Consider the following 23308-nt stretch of genomic DNA (forward strand, 5'->3'; position numbering starts at 1 on the left):
TGGGGGCGCCTTTCTTTTGGTGACTTTTCTTTTGCGCAAAAGAAAAGTTACTGCGCCGCCGGGCGCACATCCCGGCCAGCGACGCAGGAAGCATGAACGCCTTCAAAAACGAGAGCAATCGCAAAGCAAATTGCAGGTATCGCCGGGATATAGTGCAGCACCCCTTCTGCTGCTTTTTCTGAAATTTTTATGGCCTTGAACCGCCCACTACAAACTGAGAAGACCCAAGCCTGGAGGTGGATTAGGCTGCATTTGGCTGTCCACGCTAGGGCGACAAATGCAATGTTGGGAAGACACGGTAGCGTCTCTACATATTGAGTTGGGCGTCGCACACACTATGCAAGAGTTCACTGCAGTATTGGGTAACGCTGTCACGGGCCTGTTCGCCTTGCTGGCCGCCTTCTTCGCTTGGCGTCTCAAAAAAACAGGCGATGAAAAGGAGCGCGAGACTTCATTGGCGATAGAGAAGCACAGGGAACTGAGTGAGCTATATGCGCAGGTCTTCTCGACCCTTGAGCAAGCTATGAAGTGCACCATGTCGCATGAGTCATTTGAACTGACCGAAGCGCGAAGCCGCGACAACGCGAAGGTCCGTCTTCTAGGCTCAGAGGAAGTCAATCTGGCCTATGACGATGCATCAGACAAACTACAAAATTGGTCGACCCTTCACGTCGCCGTTTCTCCGAAGAGAACGCGCGTTGGCGAAAAAACCTTCATCATGATCCAAGCACCCGATCCCACCGAGAAGTACAAAGCACCAGCAGAAGCCGCCCACAAAGCTCTTCAGGAAGCTCTTCAAGTTCTTCGAGTGCGCATGCGAGCCGACCTCAGTGGCACCTAGCCCTTTACACGAGACTGGCAAGCCAACCGTTAAATTTCAGCTTTAGCCCCCCTCACACCACCACCAGCCCCCCCGCCCCCGTCAAAAACGCAGTCCGCACCTCCGCCCCCGGATACAGCGCCAACAGCGCAGCACGGTAAGTCTCCAGCTGCTGCACCAACAGCGGATCACGCTGCGGCTGGGCTTTGGATTTGTGGTCTAGCACCCACCAGGCGCCGGTGTCCTTGCGGCGCACCAGGCGGTCCAGGCGAAGAGTTTTGCCCTGGTAGGTCAGGGCCACCTCGTTGCCGCTCCAGTCGATGACATCGGCATCCCAGGCCCAGGCGCCCTCGCCTGCGCGGATGGCGGCGGCCATGGTGACTGCCTTCTGGGCCTGGTCTGGGCTCAGGCCGAACTCGCGGGCTACCGCCTGCTGCTGGGCGGCGTCCAGCACACCCCACTCCAGCAGACGGTGCATGGCCTTGCCGATGCGCGACTCCAACACGTCCGGTTCGGCCTCGGCCCGTGGCGGCGCGGCCGACAAACCAATGTCTGGCAGCACCAGTACCTCGAAAGCCGCGTCCATGGCCGGCGCGGTGGATGTGGCCACCCCGTCTGCCTGCAACTGCACCGGCTCGGCCAGGGGCTGCAGGCGCTGCCACCAGGAGCCATCCACCGCATTGCGCGGCTGCACAGAGGACAGCACCAGCTGCTGGCGCGCGCGCGTCATGGCCACGTACAGGCCGTTGAGCTCCTCGCGCCGGCGTGCGGCTTGCTCTATGGACAGCACATCGACCACGCAGGCGGGGGGATGCGACTCGCTGGCCAGGAACACCAGGCGCACCGGGGCCGCAGCCTCGCCAGGCCAGTCCACCAGCACGCCCATGGTCTCGGCCTTGCTGGGCGGAGAGTCGGTATCCAGCAGCAGCACCAGCGCGGCCTCCAGGCCCTTGGCGCCGTGCACAGTCAGCAGGCGCACGGCATCCGGCAGGCTGGTGACCGGGGCCTTCACGCCGCCGGCCTTGAGCGCGCGCACCAGCGCGTAGGGCGTGGCAAAGCGGCCTTCATTCAGCTGCAGGGCGGTGCCCAGCACGGCACGCAGATTGGCCTGCACCGATCCGCGCAGGGCAGCGGGCGCGGCGGCGGCGAAGCGGGCCAGCACGTCGCCGTCGGCATAAATGGCGTCCAGCGCGTCGTGCGGCGGCAAGCTGTCCAGCCACTGCTTCCATCGCAACAAATAGGGCGCTAGCGCAGATAGTGCCTGCGGTAGTAGCTCTGAATTATGTAGCAAGGTCCACCAGCTGCTGTCATCCTGGCGCTCGGCATCGGCTCGGGCGGCGCGCTGCAAAGTGGCCAGCTGCACCAGGTCGGCGTCTGTCACGCTGAACAGCGGCGACTTGAGCGCCTGGGCCAGCGACAGGTCGTGGTGGGTGGACACCAGCGCGTCCAGCAGCGCGGCGATGTCCTGCACCTCGGGGGCGTCGGCCAGGTCGGCTTTCTCGGGCTGCTGGGTGGGGATGTGCAGGCTGCGCAGCGCGTCGCGCATGGTGGCCAGGCGGTCGCGCTTGCGGGCGAGCACCATCACCTCGCGGGGCGGCAGGCCGTCGGCCAGCTGTTGGGCCAGCCAGTGGGCTGCCTGGCGGCATTCCAGCGTACGCAGGGTGTCTTCGGGTTCTTCGCGCGGTGTGCCCAGGCTGTCGCGCCAACCGCCCTCGCCTGCTGCCGCCGTGCTGGCATTCGCGTCGCGGGGAATGGCTGGCAGGCAGCGCAGCGCGCCCTGGGCGGTGGATTCGGTGGTGTGGTCGCGAAAGCCGTCATAAGCGCCAGCGGCCTGGGCCGCCGACATCACACTGTTGACCGCCGCCATCACCGGCGGCGCGTTGCGGCGGGTGTGGTCGCAGCTGAGCAGGTCGCCACCCAGGCCATCGACCACAAAGGCCTGTGCCGCACGGAACACCTGGGGCTCGGCACGGCGGAAGCGGTAAATGCTCTGCTTGGGGTCACCCACGATGAACACGCTGGGCGCATTGCCGCCTGAGCCCGCATAGCCGCTGAGCCAGGCATGCAGTGCCTGCCACTGCAGCGGGCTGGTGTCCTGGAATTCGTCGATCAGCAGGTGCTTGACCTTGGCGTCCAGCCGCTCCTGCACCCAGCCACTGAGAACAGGGTCGGACAACATCACCGACGCCGCGCGCTCCACATCGTTCATGTCCACCCAGCCGCGCTCGAACTTGAGTGCGGACAGCTCGGCCACCATCAGCCGGGTGAGCCGCGCCATGCGCTGCTGGTGGCCCCAGGCGGCGTGCTGCAGCCGGGCCTGGGCCACTTGCAGCGCCACTTCCTGGGCTGCGCGGATGGTGGCGATGCCGACGATCTTCTCGCCAAACTTGCGCGCCGAGCCGGTGGCCGTCAGCAGCGCGGCCGCCACGCCTTCAGCATCCATGGCGGTGATGGCGCGCTCCAGCTCGCCGCCCTTGGCGGAGAAGGTCGGCGCGCTGGCCTTGCCCAGGCAGCTGGCAGCGTCTTGCAGCAGCAGGCGCTGGGTCCACAAATAATCTTCCGGTGCATCCAGCCCGGCAAACGCCGGAAACTGCTCGCCAAACGGCGGCACAGACGCATCCACCACGCCATGTGCATCGGCCAACGCGAACTCGACGCGCTTGGACAGCGCCGAAGCCAGCGCCTTCTGCGCCTGGAAGCGGCCATGCTCGGCCACCAGGGCCTCGAAATCAGCGCGCGCGCCGGGACTATCGACCACGGTAGCGTAAAAACGCGGCCAGACCTCGCGCACGGCCTCGGTATCGTCTTCCAGCAGGGAGTAGTTGGCGGGCAGGCCCATGTCCTGCAGCACGGCCAGCGGCGCGGTGCGCAGCAGGGCCGCGAACCAGCTGTGGAAGGTGCGTATCTGCACCGGCCGGGCACTGGCCAATAACTGGGGGTAGAGCTGCTTCAGGGCCGCAGCCTGAACTTGCAGCTGCGCAGCAGGCACGCCCCGGGCCTGCAACTCGGAGGCCAGTTTTTCCGGGCTGGCCTGGGCGAATTCCACCAGCCAGTCGTTCAGCCGCTGGCGCATTTCACCGGCGGCTTTTTTGGTGAAGGTAATGGCCAGAATTTCATGCGCGGCCACGCCGTGGCCGTCGGTAGCCAAGCTCCCTTCCAACAAGGCCCGCAGAATGCGCGACACCAGCATCCAGGTCTTGCCCGCACCCGCGCAGGCCTCTACCGCGATGCTGCGCCGCGGGTCGCAGGCCATGGCGTAGAAGGCGGCCCGCTCTACCGACCGGCCGTTGTGCTCGTAAGCAGCTAGCGTCATCTACGTCAATCCTTTTTACCCAGCGCACCGGCAGCCAACAGGCTCAGCAGCACAAAGGGCAGGCACACGCCAAATGCCCAGCGCACACCCCAGTGCTCAGCCACCTGGCCCAGCAGTGGCGGCCCCAGCAGGAATACCACAAAGGAAATCTGCGCCAGTGCCGCCACATTCACCGCCGCAGGCCGGTCCACGCGCTGCGCCGCGGCCGACATCGCCAGCGGGAAGATGCCACTGGTGCCCACGCCCATCAGGCCTAGGCCGAGGAGTGCCCAGGCTGGCCCGGGTGCCAACACCACCAGCAAGGCGCCCACGCCCAGCACCGACAGCAGGCCGCGCGCCACGCCCACCGGGCTGTAGCGGTCCACCAGGCCATCGGCAAAAAAGCGCATCAGGCCCTGGGTGCACGCCCCGGTGGCCACCGCCAGGCCGCACAGCATGGGCGAGGCGGCAAATACGTCGCGCATATAGATGGCCGACCAGTCGGCCCCTGCGCCTTCCAGCAGCATGGCCGACAGGGTGACACACACCAGGGCCATGATGGCCAGCGTGGGCCGGGCAAAGTGCGGTGGCGCATCACCGGCCGCCACTTCGCGCAACGGCGCGGGGCTGAAGCGACCCAGCAGCAGCACGACCGCGAGCAGCACCACCGGCACCATGCCCATCAAATGCAGCTGCGGGCTGATGCCCAGCTGGGACACGCCCGCGCCCATCAGGCCGGCGGCAAAAAAGCCAAAGCTCCAAAAGCCGTGGGCGCGGTTCATGATGCGCCGGCCCAGCTGGTGTTCCACCCGGTCGGCCTCCACATTCACCACGATCTCCACCATACCTATGCACAGGCCCGCAGGCACCAGGCAGAAGTACAACACCAGCGGCCCGCTGGCCCAGGAGGCGATGGCAAAGAACACCGCCACCAGCGGCGTCAGCACCAGCAGTGCACGGCGGTAGCCCATGCGCTCCAGCAGCGGGCCGGCAAAGCTTAGCGACACCAGTGTGCCGGTGGCCGTGCCTATCAGCGCCAAGCCCAGGGCGCCCTCGCCCACGCCCATGCCGCGCTGGATTTCGCCCAGCCGGGGAAAGATGCTGCCCAGGCTGAAGGCATACAGAAAGAAGGCGGCAAACACCCGTATCTGCGGCGCCAGGGCCAGGCCCCAGCGCTGGCCCATGCTGGGAGCGCGCTGCAAACCCGGGCGCGCAACCGCGATGGGGTCCGCATCAGCCATGCGCAGGCTCCAGCCAACCCAGGGCTTGCAGGTCACGTTCGCACTGGGCGGCGTCCAGGAACTGGATGGCCTGCCAGCCACGGGCGCGCGCGGTCTGCACGTTGTGGGCGTTGTCGTCCACAAACACCGTGTGCTCCGGCGTCAGGCCGAATTCGGACTCGGCCTTGGCGTAGATGGCGTGTTCGGGCTTCACCAGGCCCACCAGGCCGGAAAAAATGCCGTCGTCGAAGTAATGGAAGAACTCGCGCTCCTGCAACAGGCGCTCGCTGTACGGAGTCGGCATGTTCGACAAATACACCAGCCGGTGGCCCCGGGCCTGCAGGCGCGGCAGAAGCGCCGCCGTGTCCAGCTTGGTGTGCAGGTGGTCGGGAATGGCGTGGATGAAGTCCAGCAGGTCGTCGGCATCCACCCCGGTCTGGGCGGCCAGCTGCACAGCCAGGTCATCTGGCTCAACACGGCCCCGGTCGAACTCGGCCCAGGTGGAGCCGGGGTGCAGGCCCTGAAAGATGCGCTCGCACAGCTGCTGTGCGGCTTCAGGTGTGGGAGCATGCTGGGGCAACATGGTGGCGACAAGGTCTACAGGCTGCCAGTGCAGGAGCACGGCGCCCAGGTCGAAGACAACGGTTTTGTACATGAGGATGGTTTCCAATGAGAGGGTGCCTAGGCGAGATCGCGATGGATGCCCGGCAATGCCAGGAGGGTAAGCCATTTTGGCCATCCACTTCTCGTGGCAAGGTGCGCAGCCGGCTTGCCAAGGCCCGGTATAAGATGAGTTTTATACGGCATTGCCAGGCTCCATGGTGACAGATCGTAGTGGGCCAAATGGCGAATGACTATCGCTCATTTTTAAGAAATACATGAATTAATCTCATGCCAAAAGACCCGGATCCAATGTGAGCAACGCCCGCCGCCTCCCTTCCATGAACATGCTGCGGGCGTTTGAAGCCGCCGCACGCTGTGAGAGCGTGACCCTGGCCGCGCAGGAGCTACACGTCACGCAAAGCGCCGTCAGCCACCAGATCAAGGCGCTAGAGGCCTGGCTGGGCGTGGCGCTGGTACAGCGCAACGGGCGCCGCCTGGGCTTGACGGCCGAAGGCGCCGCCTATCTGCCCAGCCTGAGCAGCGCCTTCGACCTGATGGCCCAGGCCACCGGACGCATAGAGCGGCGGGGGCGGCGTAACACGTTGACAGTGAACTCCATGGCCACGCTGTCAGCGCAGTGGCTGATCCCTCGGCTGGCCAGCTTCTGCGCCGAGGTGCCCGATGTGGACGTACAACTGTCCACCACCGCCAGCGCCTTCGACTTTGACCCGGCGGCCTACGATGTGTCCATACGCTGCATGTACGACATCGAACGCGCCGAGCTGCTGCGCAAGGACAAATGGCAAGGCGTACAGATCGAGGCGTTTTTGCCCGAGTCGCTGACGCCCCTGTGCAGCCCGCAGCTGGTATCTGGCAAGCTGGCGATCCGCAAGCCCGCCGATCTGCGCAAGCACACATTGCTGCTGAGCCGCTCGACCCCGATGTTCTGGCAGGACTGGCTGGCGGCGGCAGGCGAACCCGAGTTACAGGCCGCGAATATGGTCACCTTCGACCACACCCATCTGGCGGTACAGGCCGCCATCCAGGGCATGGGTGTGGCCCTGGGCAACCCGCACCAGCTGCGCGATGTGCTGGACAACGGCCTGCTGGTGCGCCCCTTCCCGCAGCTGGAAATCGACCTGAAGAACGTCTACTGGATACGCCCACCGTACGCTGCGCAGAACCCGCAGGCCGTGGCGTTTTGCGAGTGGTTGAAGCGATCTGGAAGCAGCTAGCTACCCCACCAGTCTTTGCGGCACAGGCCGCGTGCGGCGCAGAATTCGCAGACCATACCCTCGCCCAGCGCGGCCAGCACGGCACCATCTGCAATGCGCTGCATGTCTTCCAGAATGCCGTGCACCAAGGCGTCGCGCGCTTCCACCACCTCGGTCTGCTCAAACAGCTTGCTACCGTCCTTCTCGCCCACATTGAGGTAGGCGGCACGCAGGGTGTCGTGGGGCAGCAAAGCGGCGTAGAAGGCCAGTTGCGTGTCCTCAAAAGGCTGCTGGATACGCTTCTGGGTGGCTATGGCATTTTCGGTCTTATAGTCGATCACCAGCGCGGTGTGGCTGCCGTCGGCCCGTACCTGGTCGATACGGTCTATGGTGCCTATCAGGGTCAGCGGACCCAGGGGCTGCTCCAGCGCGCTTTCGGCCTGCTCGAACACACCGCCACTGGCCTCGTGCTCGACCAGCCAGCCCAGGTAGCCGTCGCGCACGCGCGGCCAGGCCGAGGCAAAAGGCAGGAACTCGCCCTGCTCCAGGTGCATGTCGCGCGTCACCGTCTCTGCCGCTACGTTAATCATAGCTACCCGCGCAGATAATTCCTGCGCTGGAGCCACTTTTAGTTCTTCATGGAAAGTCTTGAGCACCGCGTGCAGCCAGGTGCCGAAGTCGCGCTTGTCCACCTCGCCGGTCAGCTCTTGCGACTCCTGCAAACCCAGCTGGCGCAGGCCGAAGAAGCGGTAGGGGCAGCGGCGCAAATCCTCATAAGCGCTGGCCGACAGGCGCAGCACCGGCAAATCCTGGCCCACCGGCAGCGGTGGCAGGCTGGGCTGAGGCTGCAAGCTGCGCGGAATGCGTGGCTCGCCGGCGGATTCGTCCAAGCCATCCACGCGCAAGGCCTGCACCAGCGGGCTGGCCAGCAGGTCTTCACCCGAGGCATCGCTGTGCCGCCACAGCACATCGGTGTGCGGGGTTTGCAGGGCATTCGCCCAGGAGGCGCGGGTCGCGGCCTCCAATGCGGCGCGCGAGGGCAGGCCCAGGGCTTCACGCTGAGCCACAGTCCAGGCACCGGGCGGCTCGGGTGACACCGCCAGCCGCACCTCGTCGCAGCCCGGCAGTACCAGGGCGGCAAACGGGCGCGCCAGCAACTGGCTCAGCGGCAGCACCACCACCTGCTCGTCCAATGGGTGCGTAGGCACGAAGGTGGCCGCCTCCAGCGTATCGCCGACCCAGGTGCTGAACTCGGCCTGCCGCATGCGGCGGGCCGCCTGCGGCAGTTGCAGCAGCTCTTGTTCGGCCCCCTCCTGCAAGCGCAGTGCCGACAGCAAACTATTCCCCGCCACATCGGCCACCAAGGCCGGCCATTGGCCGCTGGCCTGCAGCAGCGCGCGCAAAGCCGCCAGCCATTGCACCAGGGGGCGCGCCGCTTGCAGGTTGGCGCGCAGCTCGTTGGCCAGGCGCACCGCGTCGGATACCGCAGGCTGACGCGGCGTGGCCTCGGGGCTCCAGGATGACCAGTTTTGCGCGGCGGCTTTGCGCAGCGCGCGCTCCAGGCCTTGCACCACGCGGGGCCGGAACGCAGGGGCGTTCTTCAGCCAGTCCAGTACCGCGTCGCTGCTGGCGTCCCAGCGGGCCGCGCGCAGCGTGACCACCACCTCGGCCGCGGCGCGGGTAGTGGACAGCTTCCAGCCGGTTTCGTCGCGTATGCGTACGTTCTGTGTGGTCAGCATGGCGCGGATGCGGCGCGTCAGCAGCCGGTCCGTTGCCACCAGGGCCACTGGTGCCCGACCGGCCTCGATATGCCGCAGCACACAGGCAGCACCGCGCTGGGCCTCGTCCTCGGAATCGGTGCAAGGGTGCAGCGCGGGCATGGGCGGCGGAGGCGGATCGGGGCGCAGCAAACGGGTCACCTTGCTGCCCCAGGCCTGGCATAGGGCCTCGACCAAGGGCTCGGACTGGAAGCCGTCAAGCACGATCACGCAGTCCAGGCCATCCGGCACGGCGGCGTTCCACAACGCGTCGGTGGCATAGCTGGACGCGGCCACCCACTCCAGTGCAATCCGCGCCACCAGGCTCTCCAGGGCCAGCACCGAGGCCTCCATGCCCAGAGACACGGCAATACGGGCCTGGGCGGCCCATTCCGCGCGCTGCTGCGGTGCCACGGCGGCGGCCAACGGCGCCAGTTGGTGGGCCGCCTCGACCAATCGGGCCGACAAGGCCTCGGCCTGGGCGCCCAGGCCGGCACTATCCAGCAAGGCCGGCGCCTGCAGCATGTCCATGGCGGTATCAAAGCGCAGGTCGTGCGCGCCCTGCGGCACGCCGCCCAGGCTGCGCGCCCAATTCAAGGTCGTTTCAAAACGCGGCGTAAAGCCCGCTGGCTGGGCCTGGGCCCAGAAGCGCTGTGCCAGGGGCATCAGCTGCGCATAAGGCAGCAACACCACGGTGCGCGATGGATGGGCCTGGCGCTGCGCCATGGCCTGCCGCATTTGGTCCAGCAAGCCGGTTGCCGGGGCAAACCATAGCGGGTCGTGGAGTGGTGGCATGGATAAGGCTGTGGTGAGGGGGAGAAATGGATTTTCGCTATGGATGCAATAGCACCGCACAGCGCGTCCACACAGGACGAGGGGGCTTGCTTTCTGTCACAATGCCGCAACTTCAGTCGTATCGGCACTCAGTTTAAGGAACCCCCATGGCCAGCGAACTTATCAAACACACCTCGGACGCCACTTTCGAAGCAGACGTTCTGAAATCCAACACCCCCGTCCTGGTGGACTACTGGGCTGAATGGTGCGGTCCTTGCAAGATGATTGCACCGATTCTCGACGAAGTTGCCACCGGTTACCAAGGCAAGCTGCAGATCACCAAGATGAACGTGGACGAGAACCGTGACATCCCCGCGAAGTTCGGCATCCGCGGCATTCCCACCCTGATGATTTTCAAGGGCGGCGAACTGGCAGCCACCAAGGTTGGCGCCATGAGCAAAGCCCAACTGACCGCATTTATCGACCAACAGCTGGCCTGATAGCGTATTCCCTGAAGCCACCCCTGCGGTGGCTTCGTTTTTTCCTGTCATAATTCGCCCATTCACCCGATTGCCATCCCGCAAGACGGTTCGAGTTCCCGGTTTGTGAGGCCCTTCTAGCCTCCTCAAAACCTCCCCCCCTTTTTTCCTCAAGAACTCCTCACAGGAGTCCATCCATGCACTTAAACGAACTCAAGGCACTGCACGTGTCTGAAGTCCTCAAGCAAGCCGAAGAACTTGAAATTGAGAACACCGGCCGTATGCGCAAGCAGGAGCTGATGTTTGCCATCATCAAAAAGCGCGCCCGCACCGGCGAGCAGATCATTGCCGATGGCGTGCTGGAAATCCTGCCTGACGGCTTCGGCTTTCTGCGCAGCCCAGATACCAGCTACACCGCATCAACCGACGACATCTACATCAGCCCCAGCCAGGTGCGTCGCTTCAATCTGCACACCGGCGACATGATCGAAGGTGAAGTGCGCACGCCCAAGGACGGCGAACGCTACTTCGCGCTGAACAAGCTCGACAAGGTCAACGGTGGCGGCCCCGAAGAGAACAAGCACAAGGTCATGTTCGAGAACTTGACCCCGCTGTTCCCCAAGGAACAGATGAAGCTGGAACGCGACATCAAGGGTGACGAAAACATCACCGGCCGCATCATCGACATCGTGGCGCCCATCGGCAAAGGCCAGCGCGCCCTGCTGGTCGCCCCACCCAAGAGCGGCAAGACGGTGATGATGCAGCACATGGCCCACGCGATTGCCGCCAACTACCCGAACAGCCACATGATGGTCTTGCTGGTTGACGAACGGCCAGAAGAAGTGACCGAAATGCAGCGCTCGGTGAAGGGCGAGGTGATTGCCTCCACCTTCGACGAACCCGCCGCCCGCCATGTGCACGTGGCCGAGATGGTGATCGAGCGTGCCAAGCGCCTGGTCGAGCTGAAAAAAGACGTGGTGATCCTGCTGGACTCGATCACCCGCCTGGCCCGCGCCTACAACAATGTGGTGCCCTCCTCTGGCAAGGTGCTGACCGGCGGCGTCGATTCGAACGCACTGCAGCGCCCCAAGCGCTTCCTGGGCGCGGCCCGTAATGTGGAAGAAGGCGGCTCGCTGACCATCATCGCCACCGCGCTGGTCGATACCGGCAGCCGTATGGACGAAGTGATCTTTGAAGAATTCAAGGGCACGGGCAACTGCGAAATCCATTTGGACCGCCGCCTGTATGAAAAGCGCGTGTTCCCGTCGATCCAGCTGAACCGCAGCGGCACCCGCCGCGAAGAATTGCTGCTGTCGCCCGAAATCCTGCAAAAGAGCCGCATCCTGCGCCAGTTCATGTACAACATGGACGAGATCGAGTCCATGGAACTGATGCTGAAGAACATGAAATCCACCAAGAACAATGTCGAATTCTTCGACATGATGCGTCGCGGCGGATAACAGATCCTCAAAATATGTGATAATCGAAGGCTAATCGCGAAAAGTACCGGGCTTTTGAATTGGGCAAACAGATTGCCCAAGGCACCGGGCGGCTAACGCAATTGAAAAGGAAGAGCTATGAAAGAAGGCATTCACCCCAATTACCGTGAAGTGTGTTTCCTGGACTTGTCCAACAACTTCAAGTTTGTGACCCGTTCTTGTGTTAACGCCAAGGAAATGATCACGATGGAAGACGGCCGCGAACTGCCGCTGTACAAGCTGGATACCTCCAGCGAATCCCATCCTTTCTACACCGGTACGCAAAAGTCCGTGGACAACATGGGTGGCCGCGTGGAGCGCTTCCGCAACCGCTTCGGCAAGACCACTGCTGCGACCAAAGCCGCAGAATAAGTTCTTCCACATCCGCATCTGCGGAAAAAGAAGGGCAGCCCGGTTTATCCGCGCTGCCCTTTTGTTTTATTGGCCGTAAGATTCCTGCCTTGTGAACCATCCAACTCCTGCCATCGTGGCACAAAGTGCCGTACGCCGCCTGCCACGCGTGGCCTTATGGCTCTTGTGCCTAGCCTATATCCTGCCGGGTTTCCTGGGCCGCGAACCCTGGCGCAACAACGATATGGAGACCTTCGGCTACATCGCCGAATTGGCCAAAGGTGCCAGCAGCTGGTTGCATCCACAACTGCTGGGCCAGGCAACGCAAACCGAAGCCTTGTTGCCCTACTGGCTAGGTGCCTGGGTAGTGCACTGGAGCCCGACGGCAGTAGCCATAGATTTCGCAGCCCGCATCCCTTTTATTCTGCTGCTGGGCATGACGCTGGCCACCACCTGGTACGCGGTCTACTACCTGGCTCGCAGCCCCCGCGCACAACCTGTGGCATTCGCCTTTGGCGGAGAAGCCAAACCGACCGACTACGCCCGCGCCATGGCCGATGGCGGCCTGCTGGCCATGATTGCCTGCCTGGGGCTGGCCCAGCTATCGCACGAAACCACACCCGCCTTGGCACAACTGGCGTTCACCAGCCTGGCTTTTTTTGCCATGTCTGCTCTGCCCTACCGTACCTGGATTCCCGCCGCCGGCATCGCTATTGGATTGGCGGGCTTGGCACTTTCCGGCGCTCCGGCAATGGCGGTATTTCTAGGTCTGGGCGGGGCATTGGTGTGCTTTCTGGACCGCCATGACCAGCCCGACCGGTCCGAACTGGACATACCTCGTAGCGCGCAGCGCAGCGTAGCGCGGTCTATCGCCATCATCCTGCTGACGACCGCCGTGGCTGCATTGGCATGGCGACTCGACCTGTGGCGCTGGCGCATCGATTTGCCAGAAACCAACGGAGCCAACATCCGGGGCATTCTGCGGCTGCTGCTGTGGTTTACCTGGCCCGTCTGGCCCCTGGCCATATGGACACTGTGGCGCTGGCGCAAACAACTGACCAGTGGCAACTTTGGTCGCCACCTGGCGCTGCCGCTGTGGTTTGTGGCCGTGGCTCTGGGTACCACGCTGAGCACCAACTTTGCCGATCGCTCCCTGTTGCTGGCGTTACCGGCCATGGCAACACTGGCAGCATTTGCGCTGCCCACTCTGAGCCGCACCGTTTCGGCACTGGTGGATTGGTTCACATTACTGTTCTTCACCATCTTCGCACTCACCATCTGGGTAATATGGTTTGCGGCACAAACCGGCATACCGCAGCAACCGGCCGCCAACCTGGCACGCCTGGTGCCGGGCTTTATTCCGTATTTCAGCTGGCCCACCTTTTTGCCTGCGCTGCTGGCCTCCCTGGTATGGGTCTGGCTGGTGCAATGGCGGGTGGGTCGCCACCGCTCTGCAATCTGGAAAAGCCTGGTACTGCCCGCCGGCGGCACAGCCCTGTGCTGGTTGCTGCTGATGACACTGGGCCTGCCTGCTGTGGACTATGCCCGCAGCTATGTACCCATGGTGCGCAGCGTCAGCCAGGAAATCCGGGCGCAGTCGCAGCAAGCCGGCGAGTCGGGATGTGTGGCGTTTGAAAACCTGAACCGTGGCCAGATTGCGGCCTTCCAATACCACGGTCAGCTCAAGCTGAAGCCGGTTGCCGATGGCGCGCAATGCGACTGGCTGCTGGTCGATGCCACCACGGCACGCCCGCCGCGCGGCTCGCTGGATCTGAGTCCATGGTCGCTGCGCCTGAACGTTCGTCGCCGCGACGATAACGGCGAAAACATCCGCCTGTACCAGCGCAAGGATATGCGCAAAAACTATTGATAGTTTAGGTCTCTAGCGCAGATATCACGTGCGCTGGCAGCTATACATTAAATAGCAAGGAAACTACTTGGCGTAAGCCGGCTGCTGATCCACACGCAGCCGGTTGGCCGGGAATACGATTGCAAATCGAGAGCCCTGGCCCAGGGTACTCTCCACCTGCAGCTCAGCGCCATGGCGCTGCACTACGTGCTTCACGATCGCCAAGCCCAGACCAGTACCCCCGGTTTCACGGGAACGGCTAGGGTCTACCCGATAAAACCGCTCGGTCAGGCGCGGCAAATGCTCAGGCGCAATGCCTGGTCCGGTGTCCTTGACGGAAAACTCGGCACGCCCATCCGCCAGCTGTGCCCAGCGCACCTCAATGCGACCACCAGGCGGCGTATAGCGCACTGCATTGCTCACCAGATTTGACATGGCACTGAGCAATTCACTATGGGCGCCCGCCAGCGCACCGTCGGGCATGGGGCCAAAACGCAGGGAATGCGACTTGGCATGCCCTGCGGTCACCATGCCCGACAAAGCCTCGGCCTCCCGGGCACAGTGGGCCATCAAATCACGCACCGGTATCCAGTCATTGCTGCTGGGTGCAGGCCCGCCTTCTATGGTGGACAGTGTGAGCAAGTCACTCACCAGGGTTTGCATGCGGTCCGCCTGCTGGGCCATGAAGCCCAGGTAGCGCTCGCGTTGCTCCTCATCCAGCGGCACGCTTTGCATGGTTTCCACGAAGCCGGACATGACCGTCAGCGGCGTGCGTATCTCGTGCGACACATTGGCCACAAAATCACGTCGCATGGCCTCGGCCTGCTCCAGCGCCGTGATGTCACGCGAGAGTAGCAAACGCCGCCCCTCGCCATACGGATGCAGGTGCACGGACAAACGGACGGGCCGCGTCACGCTGCCACCGCGGCCTATCATCACAACGCCTGCCGCCGGGTCTGGCGCGGCTGCATACGTGGCAAATGCAGGGTCGCGTACCAGGTTGCCAATCAGCTGCTGCAGGTCACGCGACACGTCGAAACCGAAATGGGTGGCCGCGATCTGGTTGCACCACTCTATGCGCCCTTCGGCATCCAGCAGCACCACGCCATTGGGCGATGCCTGGATGGCGGCCAGGAACTCCTGCAGGCGCCGGTCCGAATCCTGCATTTTTTGCTCGGTCTGGCGCAGCCAGCGCCGCATGCGGTCGCTGAAGTCACCCCACCAGCCCTGCATATGCGGTGCCTGGGAGGCCTCGCCGGTGCGCAGCCACTGCATCACGCGGCCACCGCGCCACAGGTCCACCAGCATCCACGCGGCCCCGGAGAGCACGGTGCCAATGCTTGCACCCAGATGCCCCCCCAACTCCCAACCCAGCAGGCCCGCAGCCAGCTGCCCGCCCAAAAAACTCAAGAAACGAAACCACATAGGGGCGATAGTAAGTGGAGGGGCGACGCCTGGCCGCCCCGAAAATCAAGCTGCAGAAGCTGCCGCGGGAGCTGACGCCACCACCGGCTGGGCCGTGATGCGGTAACCCGCACCGCGCACCGTTTCGACCATGGCGCCGCCCGCGCCCAAGGCCTCGCGCAAGCGCTTCACGTGGACGTCCACCGTGCGCTCCTCGATAAATACATGGTCACCCCAAACGCGGTCCAGCAGCTGTGAACGGCTGTGTACGCGCTCAGAATGTTTCATCAGATAGTGCAGCAGCTTGAATTCGGTCGGGCCGATCTTCACCGCCTGGTCCTGGAAGGTCACTCGGTAGGTGGACGCATCCAGCACCAAGGCGCCAATGCTGACTACGCCACCGTCCTGCTCGGGCGCTCGACGGCGCAGCACCGCACGGATGCGGGCCAACATTTCCTTGGTGGAAAAAGGCTTGGAGATGTAGTCGTCCGCGCCTGCATCCAAGCCCGCCACACGGTCGCTTTCATCGCCACGTGCGGTCAGCAGAATGATGGGCACCGCCTTGGTACGCGGATTGGCACGCCATTTCTTGGCCAGCGACAAACCGCTTTCACCAGGCAGCATCCAGTCCAGCAAGATCACATCGGGCAGAACCGCATCCAGCTCGCATTGGGCCGTGACACTGTCCATCGCCCAGGTGGGCTGAAAACCACTGTGGCGCAGGTTGACGGCAATCAGCTCGGCAATCGCCGGCTCATCTTCGACGATCAAAACCCGTGGCATATTTTTCATTGCAGCACCGACTCCACTTGTGCCGTCGTCGCATGGCGCACATCCTCGCCCTTGACGATGTAGATGATGAACTCGGCAATATTCTTGGAATGGTCACCAATGCGCTCAATGGCCTTGGCAATAAACAGCAGATCCAGACTGGCAGAAATGGTGCGCGGGTCTTCCATCATGTAAGTAATGAGTTTGCGCACAAAGCCGTCGAACTCTTTGTCCAGCAGATCGTCTTCCTTGAGGATGTTCACCGCAGCGGCTGTGTCCAGGCGGGCAAAGGCATCCAGCGCCTTGCGCAGCAGGCCTGAAGCCATGTCGGCCGATACACGCAAGTCCAGCGTCGGCAGGGCACGCGGCGCGCTGCTGTGGGCGATGGACTTGACCATGCGGGCGATCTTGTTGGCCTCGTCGCCCACGCGCTCCAGGTTGGCGGTGGTCTTAGAAATGGCGATCAGCAAGCGCAGGTCACGTGCGGTAGGCTGGCGGCGCGCAATGATGCTGGAGAGCTCGCGGTCAATCTCGATTTCCATGGCGTTCACGCGCAGCTCGGTCTCGGCAACCTGGTCGGCCACTTCACCGCTGAACTGCGAGAGTGCATAAATCGCCTGGCGAATCTGCGATTCAACCAGACCACCCAGCTCCATCACGCGGCTGGAAACGCCATTGAGTTCCGCGTCGAACTGGCTGGAAAGATGTTTTTCAGGCATGGTGTTGTCCTTTGGATACGCTGCGATCAACCAAAACGGCCGGTGATGTAGTCTTCGGTCTCTTTGCGCTTGGGCTTGAAGAAGATGTCTTCGGTGGCACCAAACTCCATCAGGTCACCCAGGTACATATAGGCGGTGTAGTCACTGCAACGTGCGGCCTGCTGCATGTTGTGGGTCACGATCACGACGGTGTAGTCGTTCTTCAGTTCGGTGATCAACTCTTCCACCTTGGAAGTGGAAATCGGGTCCAGTGCCGAGCAAGGTTCGTCCAGCAACAGTACCTCGGGTTTGATGGCGATGCCGCGTGCAATGCACAGGCGTTGCTGCTGACCACCCGACAGGCTGGAGCCGCTTTGGTTGAGCTTGTCCTTGACCTCGGTCCATAGCGCAGCCTTGCGCAGGGCCCATTCAACGCGCTCTTCCATATCGGTAGCGCTCAGATCTTCAAACAGCTTCACACCGAAGGTGATGTTGTCATAGATAGACATGGGGAATGGCGTGGGCTTTTGAAACACCATACCGACCTTGGCACGCAGCAGGGCCACGTCTTTTTTGCTGGTCAGCAGGTTTTCTCCGTCCAGCATGATCTCGCCTTCAGCGCGCTGCTCGGGGTACAACTCGAACATGCGGTTGAAGATGCGCAGCAAGGTGGACTTGCCGCAACCGGATGGGCCGATAAAAGCCGTCACCTTCTTTTCCGGGATTTCCATGTTGATGCCCTTGAGCGCATGGAATTTGCCGTAGTAGAAATTCAGGTTCTTGACCGAGATCTTGGAGTTTTGGGCAATAGCGGTTTGCATGATTAACCTTTGTTCTTACCAGCCCAGGCGCGGGCCAAAATGTTCAGACCCAACACGGTCATGGTGATCAAGAAGACCCCAGCCCAAGCCAGCTTTTGCCAGTTCTCGTAGGGGCTCATCGCAAATTTGAAAATCGTCACCGGCAAGCTCGCCATGGGCTGGCTCAGGCTGGATGTCCAGAACTGGTTGCTCAGCGCGGTGAACAGCAACGGTGCGGTTTCGCCGGCAATACGGGCCACAGCCAACATGATCCCGGTGATCACACCGGCCCGTGCGGCCTTCAGGGTGATGCTCAAAATCACCTTCCACTTGGGTGCGCCCAGGGCGTAAGCGGCTTCACGCAGGCCAGGTGGCACGAGCTGCAGCATGTTTTCCGTGGTGCGAATGACCACCGGAATCACGATCAAGGCCAGGGCCACGATGCCTGCCCAGCCCGAAAAGGACTTGAAGCGAGACACTACGACCGTGTAGACAAACAAGCCGATCACGATGCTGGGAGCCGACAGCAGAATGTCGTTCACAAACCGCGTGGCGGACGCCAGCCAGCCCTTAGTGTCGTATTCGGCCAGATAGATGCCTGCCATGATGCCAATGGGAGCGCCGACAAACGTGGCCAGCCCCACCATCAGGACCGAGCCGTAGATCGCATTCGCCAAACCACCCTCGTCGTTTGGCGGAGGCGTCATCTGCGTCAGGGTGGCCAAGTTCAGGCCGTCGATGCCCAGGCGCACGGTTTCAAACAAGATCCAGAACAACCAGAACAGGCCGAAAGCCATGGCTCCCAACGCCAGCACCAGGGCAATCCGGTTCACCCGCTTGCGGGCGGCGTACTTCACACCGCGGGCCTGCTCAACAGCAGCCGCCTTGAGCAACATTTCGCTCGTGGTCATGATTTGGCTCCTTCATTCTTGCGCAGTTGCAGCAGCAGCAATTTGGACAGGGAAAGAATGACGAAAGTAATGAAGAACAGCACCAAGCCCAGATACATCAAAGCCCCCTGGTGCAAGCCCTCGCCCGCTTCGGCAAACTCGTTTGCCAACGCAGAGGTGATGCTGTTTGCAGCCTGGAAGAGGCTCAGCGAATCCAGTTGGTTGAAGTTGCCGATCACGAAGGTAACCGCCATGGTTTCGCCAATGGCGCGCCCCAACCCCAGCATGATGCCGCCGATCACGCCGGACTTGGTGTAAGGCAGCACCACCTTGGATACAACCTCCCAGGTGGTTGCACCCAGTCCGTAGGCGGATTCCTTGAGCAAGGTTGGCGTCACCTCAAACACGTCCCGCATCACAGCTGCAATGAACGGAATGATCATGATGGCCAGGATGATGCCGGCAGACAAGATGCCGATACCCACCGGAGCGCCTGAAAACAGGGCGCCCACATAAGGCACACCGCTGAACATGGATTGCAGCGGTTGCTGCACATAAGTGGACAGTACCGGGCTAAACACCAGCAGACCCCACATGCCGTACACAATGGAGGGCACGGCAGCCAGCAGCTCAATGGCTGTGCCCAGAGGACGTTTCAGCCAGGCTGGTGACAACTCCGTCAGGAACAGCGCGATACCGAAGCTGACCGGTACGGCAATGAGCAAGGCAATGATGGAAGTCATCACCGTGCCGTAAATCATCACCAGGCCACCAAACTCCTCTTTCACCGGGTCCCAGGTGGTGCTGGTCAAAAAACCCAGGCCGTACTTGGTAATGGCCGGCCAGGCACTGACCACCAGCGACATCAGGATCGCCACCAGCATCGCCAGGGTAAAAATGGCCGAACCTTTGGCCAACCAGCCAAAGATGCGGTCGAAGACAGGGCCCGAACGGGCCGCTTTAGGGCGAGGAGGAGTGCTCATCACATGTCCGGAAGTCTTGACAGACGGATTTAACGATAGATCTTGCGCCGGAAGTGTAGATGACACGTTTTGCCCCTTTCCTTGGTTCATTGTTAGTAACTAACCAGCCCTATGCCACGGCAAGAACGCATACCGCCCAGAAACACCGCAGAACTGGCTTCGCCAGGCTGCTGGTGTTGCCCCCAGCAAGGGGGTTGGCGAAAGATGCGAAGCACTGCAGCCTGGGGGTGAGCCAAATTACTTAATGGCAACTGGCTTGCCGGCGCCATCGGTCACTTGACCCCAGGCTTTTTCAATGGAAGCCACCACAGGCGCTGGCAGAGGCACGTAGTCCAGGTCGTCAGCAATCTTGGCGCCGTTCTTGTAAGCCCAGTTGAAGAACTTGAACACTTCGGTGGCGTTGGCTGGCTTGTCCTGTTTCAGGTGCATCAGGATGAAGGTTGCGGTGGAGATAGGCCAGGCTTCCTTACCAGGCTGGTCAGTGATCAGTTGGTAGAACGACTTATTCCAATCCGCGCCAGCAGCGGCTGCGGCGAAAGCAGTGTCACTGGGGCTAACGAACAGGCCGTCACGGTTCTTCATCTGGGCGTAGGTCATCTTGTTTTGCTTCACATAGGCGTATTCCACATAGCCGATGGAATTGGGCAGACGATTCACGAAAGCGGCAACGCCTTCATTGCCCTTGCCACCCGCGCCCACAGGCCAGTTAACCGCTGTGCCCTCGCCCACTTTTTCTTTCCACTCTGGGTGGACGCGGCTCAGGTAGTTGGTGAAGTTGAAGGTCGTACCCGAACCATCTGCACGGCGCACAGGGGAAATCGCAGCGTCAGGCAAAGGTAGGCCAGGGTTCAGAGCCACCAGGGCGGCATCATTCCACTTGGTGATCTTGCCCAGATAGATATCGCCCAGCACTTGGCCGGTCAGCTTCAGTTGGCCGGGGGCGATACCCTTGATGTTCACCACAGGCACGGTACCCCCGATTACGGAGGGGAACTGCATCTGGCCTTTGGACTTGAGCACATCATCGGTTTGCGGCATGTCGGAAGCACCGAAATCCACCGTCTTGGAGTCGATCTGCTTGATGCCGGCGCCAGAACCCACCGATTGGTAGTTGATCTTCACGCCCGTGGCCTTGTTGTACTCGGCAGCCCACTTGGAGTAGACGGGAGCCGGGAAGGTCGCACCTGCACCGGTAATTTCTTGGGCGCTAACCAGACCCGAAAATGACAATACCCCAGAAGCCGCCAAACCCACCAGGGCCATTTTGAAACGTGTTTGCATCAGCAAATCCTTTAAGTGTGAGGAAACCAACCCGACGATTCACCGGTCCTGGTAAATCTGTGCGATGGTGCTAATTTAAGAAGGTTATGTGACAGACATGTGACAAAACAAAGCCCGCACCGGGGCCGATAGGCGTGAATGAGGTCCCAAGGCACATGGGTGCTATGCTGCGCCCACAAAAACTTGCGACACCATGCAAAACGGAACACTTCTCGCCGCCCTGGACTTGGGCTCCAATAGCTTTCGCCTGGAAATTGGCCGACTCGACCATGGCCAGATCCACCGCACCGAATACCTGAAGGAAACCGTTCGCCAAGGCAACGGTCTGGACGAAAACCGCAACCTCAGCGCCGAAGCCATGCAGCGCGGCTGGGACTGCCTGGCCCGCTTCGCCGAGCGCCTGGCGGGCTTCAAACACCAGCAAGTCCGCGCCGTCGCAACCCAAACCCTGCGCGAAGCCCGCAACCGGGACGCATTTCTGGCCCGCGCGCACGAAATCCTGGGCTTTCCCATCGACGTGATTCCAGGCCGGGAAGAAGCACGGCTGATATACCAAGGCGTAGCACGGCTCTTACCCCAATCGGACGAACGACGCCTGGTGGTAGACATTGGCGGCCGCTCCACCGAGATGATTTTGGGCCAGGCCTACGAAGCGAACGTCATGGAGTCCTTCCGGGTCGGCAGTGTCGCTTGGTCGATGAAATACTTTCCCCAGGGCCAATTCACCCGCGATGCGTTCCGTATTGCCGAAATTGCCGCCAAAGCCGTTTTGGACGAAGCCCTGAACGCCTACCGGCGCGACACTTGGGATGTCGCCTATGGTTCCTCCGGCACGGTGGGCGCAGTCGCAGATATCCTGCACGCCGCCGGTTGGCCCCTGAATCTCATCACCCGTGAAGGCCTGGATTGGATCAGCGACCGGCTACTCAAGGCGCAAACCGTCGAAAAACTGCGCATCGAAGGCATGAAGGACGACCGCAAGCTGGTCATAGGCGGCGGAATCAGCGTGCTGCGGGCCATTTTTGATCTGCTGGGCATCGATGAAATGCATGCAGCCGATGGCGCGCTGCGCCATGGCGTGCTGTACGACCTGGTTACACGAAGCCAAGAGGAAACCGATCTGCGCGCGGTGTCCGTGCAACGCATGGCCACCCGCTTTGCAGTGGACGCGGACCAAGCCCAACGTGTAGCCCAGATTGCGAGCCATCTGTTTGGCCAGATGCAGGCCCGTAGCGGTGTCCCCGCTGCAGAAATTACCCGTCTGCAGCGCAAGCTGCATTGGGCTGGCCAGTTACATGAAATTGGCAGCCAGATTTCTCACAACGACTACCACCGGCATGGCGCCTACATCCTGGGCCACGCCGACTTGCCCGGCTTTGCCTTATCGGAGCTGCAGCGCCTGAGCCAACTTGTGCTGGGCCACCGTGGGAAGTTGCACAAACTGGAATGCGACTTCAGCGATGCCGACTACATGCAGCAGTTGCTGTCACTACGGATTGCTGCAATCCTGTGCCACGCACGCCGCGATCCCGATGTGGAAGGACTGGAGCTGGAACTCGGAGACTCCACACAGTTTTCGCTGACCACCCGTCCTGGCTGGTCTCAGGCCTATCCGCAATCGGCCCATCTGCTACGCGATGAAGCCCTGGCATGGCAAAAGACACCCTGGGCACTGCTACTTTCTGAAGCTTGAGAAATAGCAATTAACCCCCAAGAAAACTTTACGTCAAGGACATAAAACCTGAATAATGGAAGCACACGGCGCGCACGGTTCGAAACATGACGCAGGACGAGACAACCAGCAAGGCTTCCAATGTCAGAAAATCGACGACTCAACCTGGGTGACAGCTACAAGCAGTATTTTGAGATTGCTCCTGCACTGGAAGAGGCGCGAGTCGACGACGTATTCTTCATTCGCCATGATGTCTATGCCCGCGAACTAGGCTTTGAGCCGGTACGGGAAGACCAGCGCGAGACCGATAAATACGATTACCGTTCGCAACACTGCCTAGTACGTACTGCAGGCGAACCGCACAGGCTTGCAGGCTGTGCCCGCCTGGTACTGACCGACCCCGCTGACCCTGCGGCGCCACTGCCGTTTGAGGTCACCTGCAGGGACACCATAGACCGCAGCATCATCGACCCGGCGCGCGAACCGCGCGAGCGCATTGCAGAAGTATCACGCTTGGCGGTCATGTCCGAATTCCGTCGGCGCAAGGGCGAACAGCACAGCGGAGCCACCATCTCAGACTCCGATTTCGGCGAACGCGACCAACCACGCTTCCCCTACATTCCCGTCAGCCTGTATATAGGCGCACTGGCCATGGCGCGGCGCCAAGGCATAGAAATCCTGTTCACCCTCACAGAACCGCGCTTGGCCGAACATTTCGCCAAACTTGGCGTCAATATCATCCCCATCGGCGGCGCTGTGGAACACCGCGGCCAACGTGTCCCGTCCATGTTGAAAGTGAACGATGTCTACCAGGGCGCACGCCTGATGATGCGCCCGCTGTGGCATGCCATCAACGAGCAAATGGATGCAGCCTACGCTGCCAATGCGAACAGTACATAGGCGCCAAGGCCAATTTCGTTATTTCTAAATATGCCGATTGGCATATTGGTAGAACAATAAAGTAGTTTGGAA

At 61.9% G+C, this 23308-nt stretch carries 20 protein-coding genes; 9 read left to right on the forward strand and 11 right to left on the reverse strand.

Features of this window, described 5'->3' with window-relative positions; translation table 11 throughout:
• Positions 1-199, forward strand: a 199-nt coding sequence (locus AC07O2_RS21030) for a hypothetical protein (protein WP_495234253.1), incomplete at its 5' end; no start/stop codon positions are given.
• 138 nt (positions 200-337) lie between these two features.
• Positions 338-841, forward strand: a complete 504-nt coding sequence (locus AC07O2_RS21035) for a hypothetical protein (RefSeq protein WP_495234254.1) — start codon at positions 338-340, stop codon at positions 839-841.
• Positions 842-893: 52 nt separating this feature from the next.
• Here AC07O2_RS21035 and AC07O2_RS21040 read toward each other — a convergent pair whose 3' ends face one another.
• From AC07O2_RS21040 to AC07O2_RS21050, 3 genes are read right to left on the reverse strand one after another with little or no spacing between them, the layout of a single operon-like run.
• Positions 894-4133: a UvrD-helicase domain-containing protein gene (locus AC07O2_RS21040; protein WP_495234255.1), complete on the reverse strand. Its 3240-nt coding sequence runs from the start codon at positions 4131-4133 to the stop codon at positions 894-896.
• A gap of 5 nt (positions 4134-4138) precedes the next feature.
• Entirely contained in the window at positions 4139-5353 is a 1215-nt protein-coding gene (locus AC07O2_RS21045) for an MFS transporter (RefSeq protein WP_495234256.1), read from the reverse strand.
• Positions 5346-5987, reverse strand: coding sequence for an HAD family hydrolase (locus AC07O2_RS21050; RefSeq protein WP_495234257.1), 642 nt, complete (start codon positions 5985-5987; stop codon positions 5346-5348). Before AC07O2_RS21050 ends, AC07O2_RS21045 begins: the two co-directional genes overlap by 8 nt.
• A gap of 259 nt (positions 5988-6246) precedes the next feature.
• Here AC07O2_RS21050 and gcvA point away from each other — a divergent pair, with 259 nt between their 5' ends.
• Complete coding sequence (gene gcvA, locus AC07O2_RS21055; RefSeq protein WP_495234258.1) at positions 6247-7170, forward strand: transcriptional regulator GcvA; 924 nt, start codon at positions 6247-6249, stop codon at positions 7168-7170.
• Here gcvA and AC07O2_RS21060 read toward each other — a convergent pair.
• The gene (locus AC07O2_RS21060; protein ID WP_495234259.1) at positions 7167-9701 is read right to left on the reverse strand and encodes a PD-(D/E)XK nuclease family protein; all 2535 of its coding nucleotides are present in this window, start codon (positions 9699-9701) and stop codon (positions 7167-7169) included. The genes gcvA and AC07O2_RS21060 overlap by 4 nt on opposite strands.
• 146 nt (positions 9702-9847) lie before the next feature.
• Here AC07O2_RS21060 and trxA point away from each other — a divergent pair, with 146 nt between their 5' ends.
• The 4 genes from trxA to AC07O2_RS21080 all read left to right on the forward strand — a co-directional run bounded on the left by trxA (position 9848) and on the right by AC07O2_RS21080 (position 13858).
• Positions 9848-10180: a thioredoxin TrxA gene (trxA, locus tag AC07O2_RS21065; protein WP_495234260.1), complete on the forward strand. Its 333-nt coding sequence runs from the start codon at positions 9848-9850 to the stop codon at positions 10178-10180.
• Between the two features lie 176 nt (positions 10181-10356).
• Positions 10357-11619, forward strand: coding sequence for a transcription termination factor Rho (gene rho, locus AC07O2_RS21070; RefSeq protein WP_490593168.1), 1263 nt, complete (start codon positions 10357-10359; stop codon positions 11617-11619).
• 117 nt (positions 11620-11736) lie between these two features.
• The gene (locus AC07O2_RS21075; RefSeq protein ID WP_495096599.1) at positions 11737-12009 is read left to right on the forward strand and encodes a type B 50S ribosomal protein L31; all 273 of its coding nucleotides are present in this window, start codon (positions 11737-11739) and stop codon (positions 12007-12009) included.
• A gap of 91 nt (positions 12010-12100) precedes the next feature.
• A complete protein-coding gene (locus AC07O2_RS21080; RefSeq protein WP_495234261.1) occupies positions 12101-13858 on the forward strand; it encodes a glycosyltransferase family protein in 1758 nt (585 codons plus the stop codon).
• A 63-nt stretch (positions 13859-13921) separates the two neighbouring features.
• Here AC07O2_RS21080 and phoR read toward each other — a convergent pair whose 3' ends face one another.
• The 7 genes from phoR to pstS form a co-directional block, all read right to left on the reverse strand.
• Positions 13922-15262: a phosphate regulon sensor histidine kinase PhoR gene (gene phoR / locus AC07O2_RS21085; RefSeq protein ID WP_495234262.1), complete on the reverse strand. Its 1341-nt coding sequence runs from the start codon at positions 15260-15262 to the stop codon at positions 13922-13924.
• A gap of 45 nt (positions 15263-15307) precedes the next feature.
• Positions 15308-16033: a phosphate regulon transcriptional regulator PhoB gene (gene phoB, locus AC07O2_RS21090; RefSeq protein ID WP_495106790.1), complete on the reverse strand. Its 726-nt coding sequence runs from the start codon at positions 16031-16033 to the stop codon at positions 15308-15310.
• On the reverse strand, positions 16030-16731 hold the full coding sequence (gene phoU / locus AC07O2_RS21095; RefSeq protein WP_495096603.1) for a phosphate signaling complex protein PhoU: 702 nt from the start codon (positions 16729-16731) through the stop codon (positions 16030-16032). The genes phoB and phoU overlap by 4 nt, the downstream gene beginning before the upstream one ends.
• A gap of 26 nt (positions 16732-16757) precedes the next feature.
• The gene (gene pstB, locus AC07O2_RS21100; RefSeq protein WP_490593174.1) at positions 16758-17531 is read right to left on the reverse strand and encodes a phosphate ABC transporter ATP-binding protein PstB; all 774 of its coding nucleotides are present in this window, start codon (positions 17529-17531) and stop codon (positions 16758-16760) included.
• 2 nt (positions 17532-17533) lie between these two features.
• Entirely contained in the window at positions 17534-18421 is an 888-nt protein-coding gene (pstA, locus tag AC07O2_RS21105) for a phosphate ABC transporter permease PstA (protein ID WP_495096604.1), read from the reverse strand.
• Positions 18418-19383: a phosphate ABC transporter permease subunit PstC gene (pstC, locus tag AC07O2_RS21110; protein ID WP_495106789.1), complete on the reverse strand. Its 966-nt coding sequence runs from the start codon at positions 19381-19383 to the stop codon at positions 18418-18420. The genes pstA and pstC overlap by 4 nt, the downstream gene beginning before the upstream one ends.
• A 237-nt stretch (positions 19384-19620) precedes the next feature.
• Positions 19621-20664 carry a phosphate ABC transporter substrate-binding protein PstS gene (gene pstS / locus AC07O2_RS21115; RefSeq protein ID WP_495096606.1) on the reverse strand — a complete coding sequence of 348 codons (1044 nt, stop codon included), beginning with the start codon at positions 20662-20664 and terminating at the stop codon, positions 19621-19623.
• A gap of 193 nt (positions 20665-20857) precedes the next feature.
• Between pstS and ppx the strand changes: the two genes are divergently transcribed.
• Positions 20858-22357 carry an exopolyphosphatase gene (gene ppx, locus AC07O2_RS21120; RefSeq protein ID WP_495106788.1) on the forward strand — a complete coding sequence of 500 codons (1500 nt, stop codon included), beginning with the start codon at positions 20858-20860 and terminating at the stop codon, positions 22355-22357.
• Positions 22358-22477: 120 nt separating this feature from the next.
• On the forward strand, positions 22478-23236 hold the full coding sequence (locus AC07O2_RS21125) for a PEP-CTERM/exosortase system-associated acyltransferase (RefSeq protein ID WP_495106787.1): 759 nt from the start codon (positions 22478-22480) through the stop codon (positions 23234-23236).
• Positions 23237-23308 lie beyond the last annotated feature (72 nt).

Source organism: Rhodoferax sp. GW821-FHT10B06 (assembly GCF_059415605.1).

Excerpts from the sequence above, each read along its gene's own strand:
- AC07O2_RS21035 (WP_495234254.1), top strand. The coding sequence starts at position 338 with ATGCAAGAGTTCACTGCAGTATTGGGTAACGCTGTCACGGGCCTGTTC.
- AC07O2_RS21040 (WP_495234255.1), bottom strand. The coding sequence starts at position 4,133 with ATGACGCTAGCTGCTTACGAGCACAACGGCCGGTCGGTAGAGCGGGCC.
- AC07O2_RS21045 (WP_495234256.1), bottom strand. The coding sequence starts at position 5,353 with ATGGCTGATGCGGACCCCATCGCGGTTGCGCGCCCGGGTTTGCAGCGC.
- AC07O2_RS21050 (WP_495234257.1), bottom strand. The coding sequence starts at position 5,987 with ATGTACAAAACCGTTGTCTTCGACCTGGGCGCCGTGCTCCTGCACTGG.
- AC07O2_RS21060 (WP_495234259.1), bottom strand. The coding sequence starts at position 9,701 with ATGCCACCACTCCACGACCCGCTATGGTTTGCCCCGGCAACCGGCTTG.
- trxA (WP_495234260.1), top strand. The coding sequence starts at position 9,848 with ATGGCCAGCGAACTTATCAAACACACCTCGGACGCCACTTTCGAAGCA.
- rho (WP_490593168.1), top strand. The coding sequence starts at position 10,357 with ATGCACTTAAACGAACTCAAGGCACTGCACGTGTCTGAAGTCCTCAAG.
- AC07O2_RS21075 (WP_495096599.1), top strand. The coding sequence starts at position 11,737 with ATGAAAGAAGGCATTCACCCCAATTACCGTGAAGTGTGTTTCCTGGAC.
- phoR (WP_495234262.1), bottom strand. The coding sequence starts at position 15,262 with ATGTGGTTTCGTTTCTTGAGTTTTTTGGGCGGGCAGCTGGCTGCGGGC.
- phoB (WP_495106790.1), bottom strand. The coding sequence starts at position 16,033 with ATGAAAAATATGCCACGGGTTTTGATCGTCGAAGATGAGCCGGCGATT.
- phoU (WP_495096603.1), bottom strand. The coding sequence starts at position 16,731 with ATGCCTGAAAAACATCTTTCCAGCCAGTTCGACGCGGAACTCAATGGC.
- pstB (WP_490593174.1), bottom strand. The coding sequence starts at position 17,531 with ATGCAAACCGCTATTGCCCAAAACTCCAAGATCTCGGTCAAGAACCTG.
- pstA (WP_495096604.1), bottom strand. The coding sequence starts at position 18,421 with ATGACCACGAGCGAAATGTTGCTCAAGGCGGCTGCTGTTGAGCAGGCC.
- pstC (WP_495106789.1), bottom strand. The coding sequence starts at position 19,383 with ATGAGCACTCCTCCTCGCCCTAAAGCGGCCCGTTCGGGCCCTGTCTTC.
- pstS (WP_495096606.1), bottom strand. The coding sequence starts at position 20,664 with ATGCAAACACGTTTCAAAATGGCCCTGGTGGGTTTGGCGGCTTCTGGG.
- ppx (WP_495106788.1), top strand. The coding sequence starts at position 20,858 with ATGCAAAACGGAACACTTCTCGCCGCCCTGGACTTGGGCTCCAATAGC.
- AC07O2_RS21125 (WP_495106787.1), top strand. The coding sequence starts at position 22,478 with ATGTCAGAAAATCGACGACTCAACCTGGGTGACAGCTACAAGCAGTAT.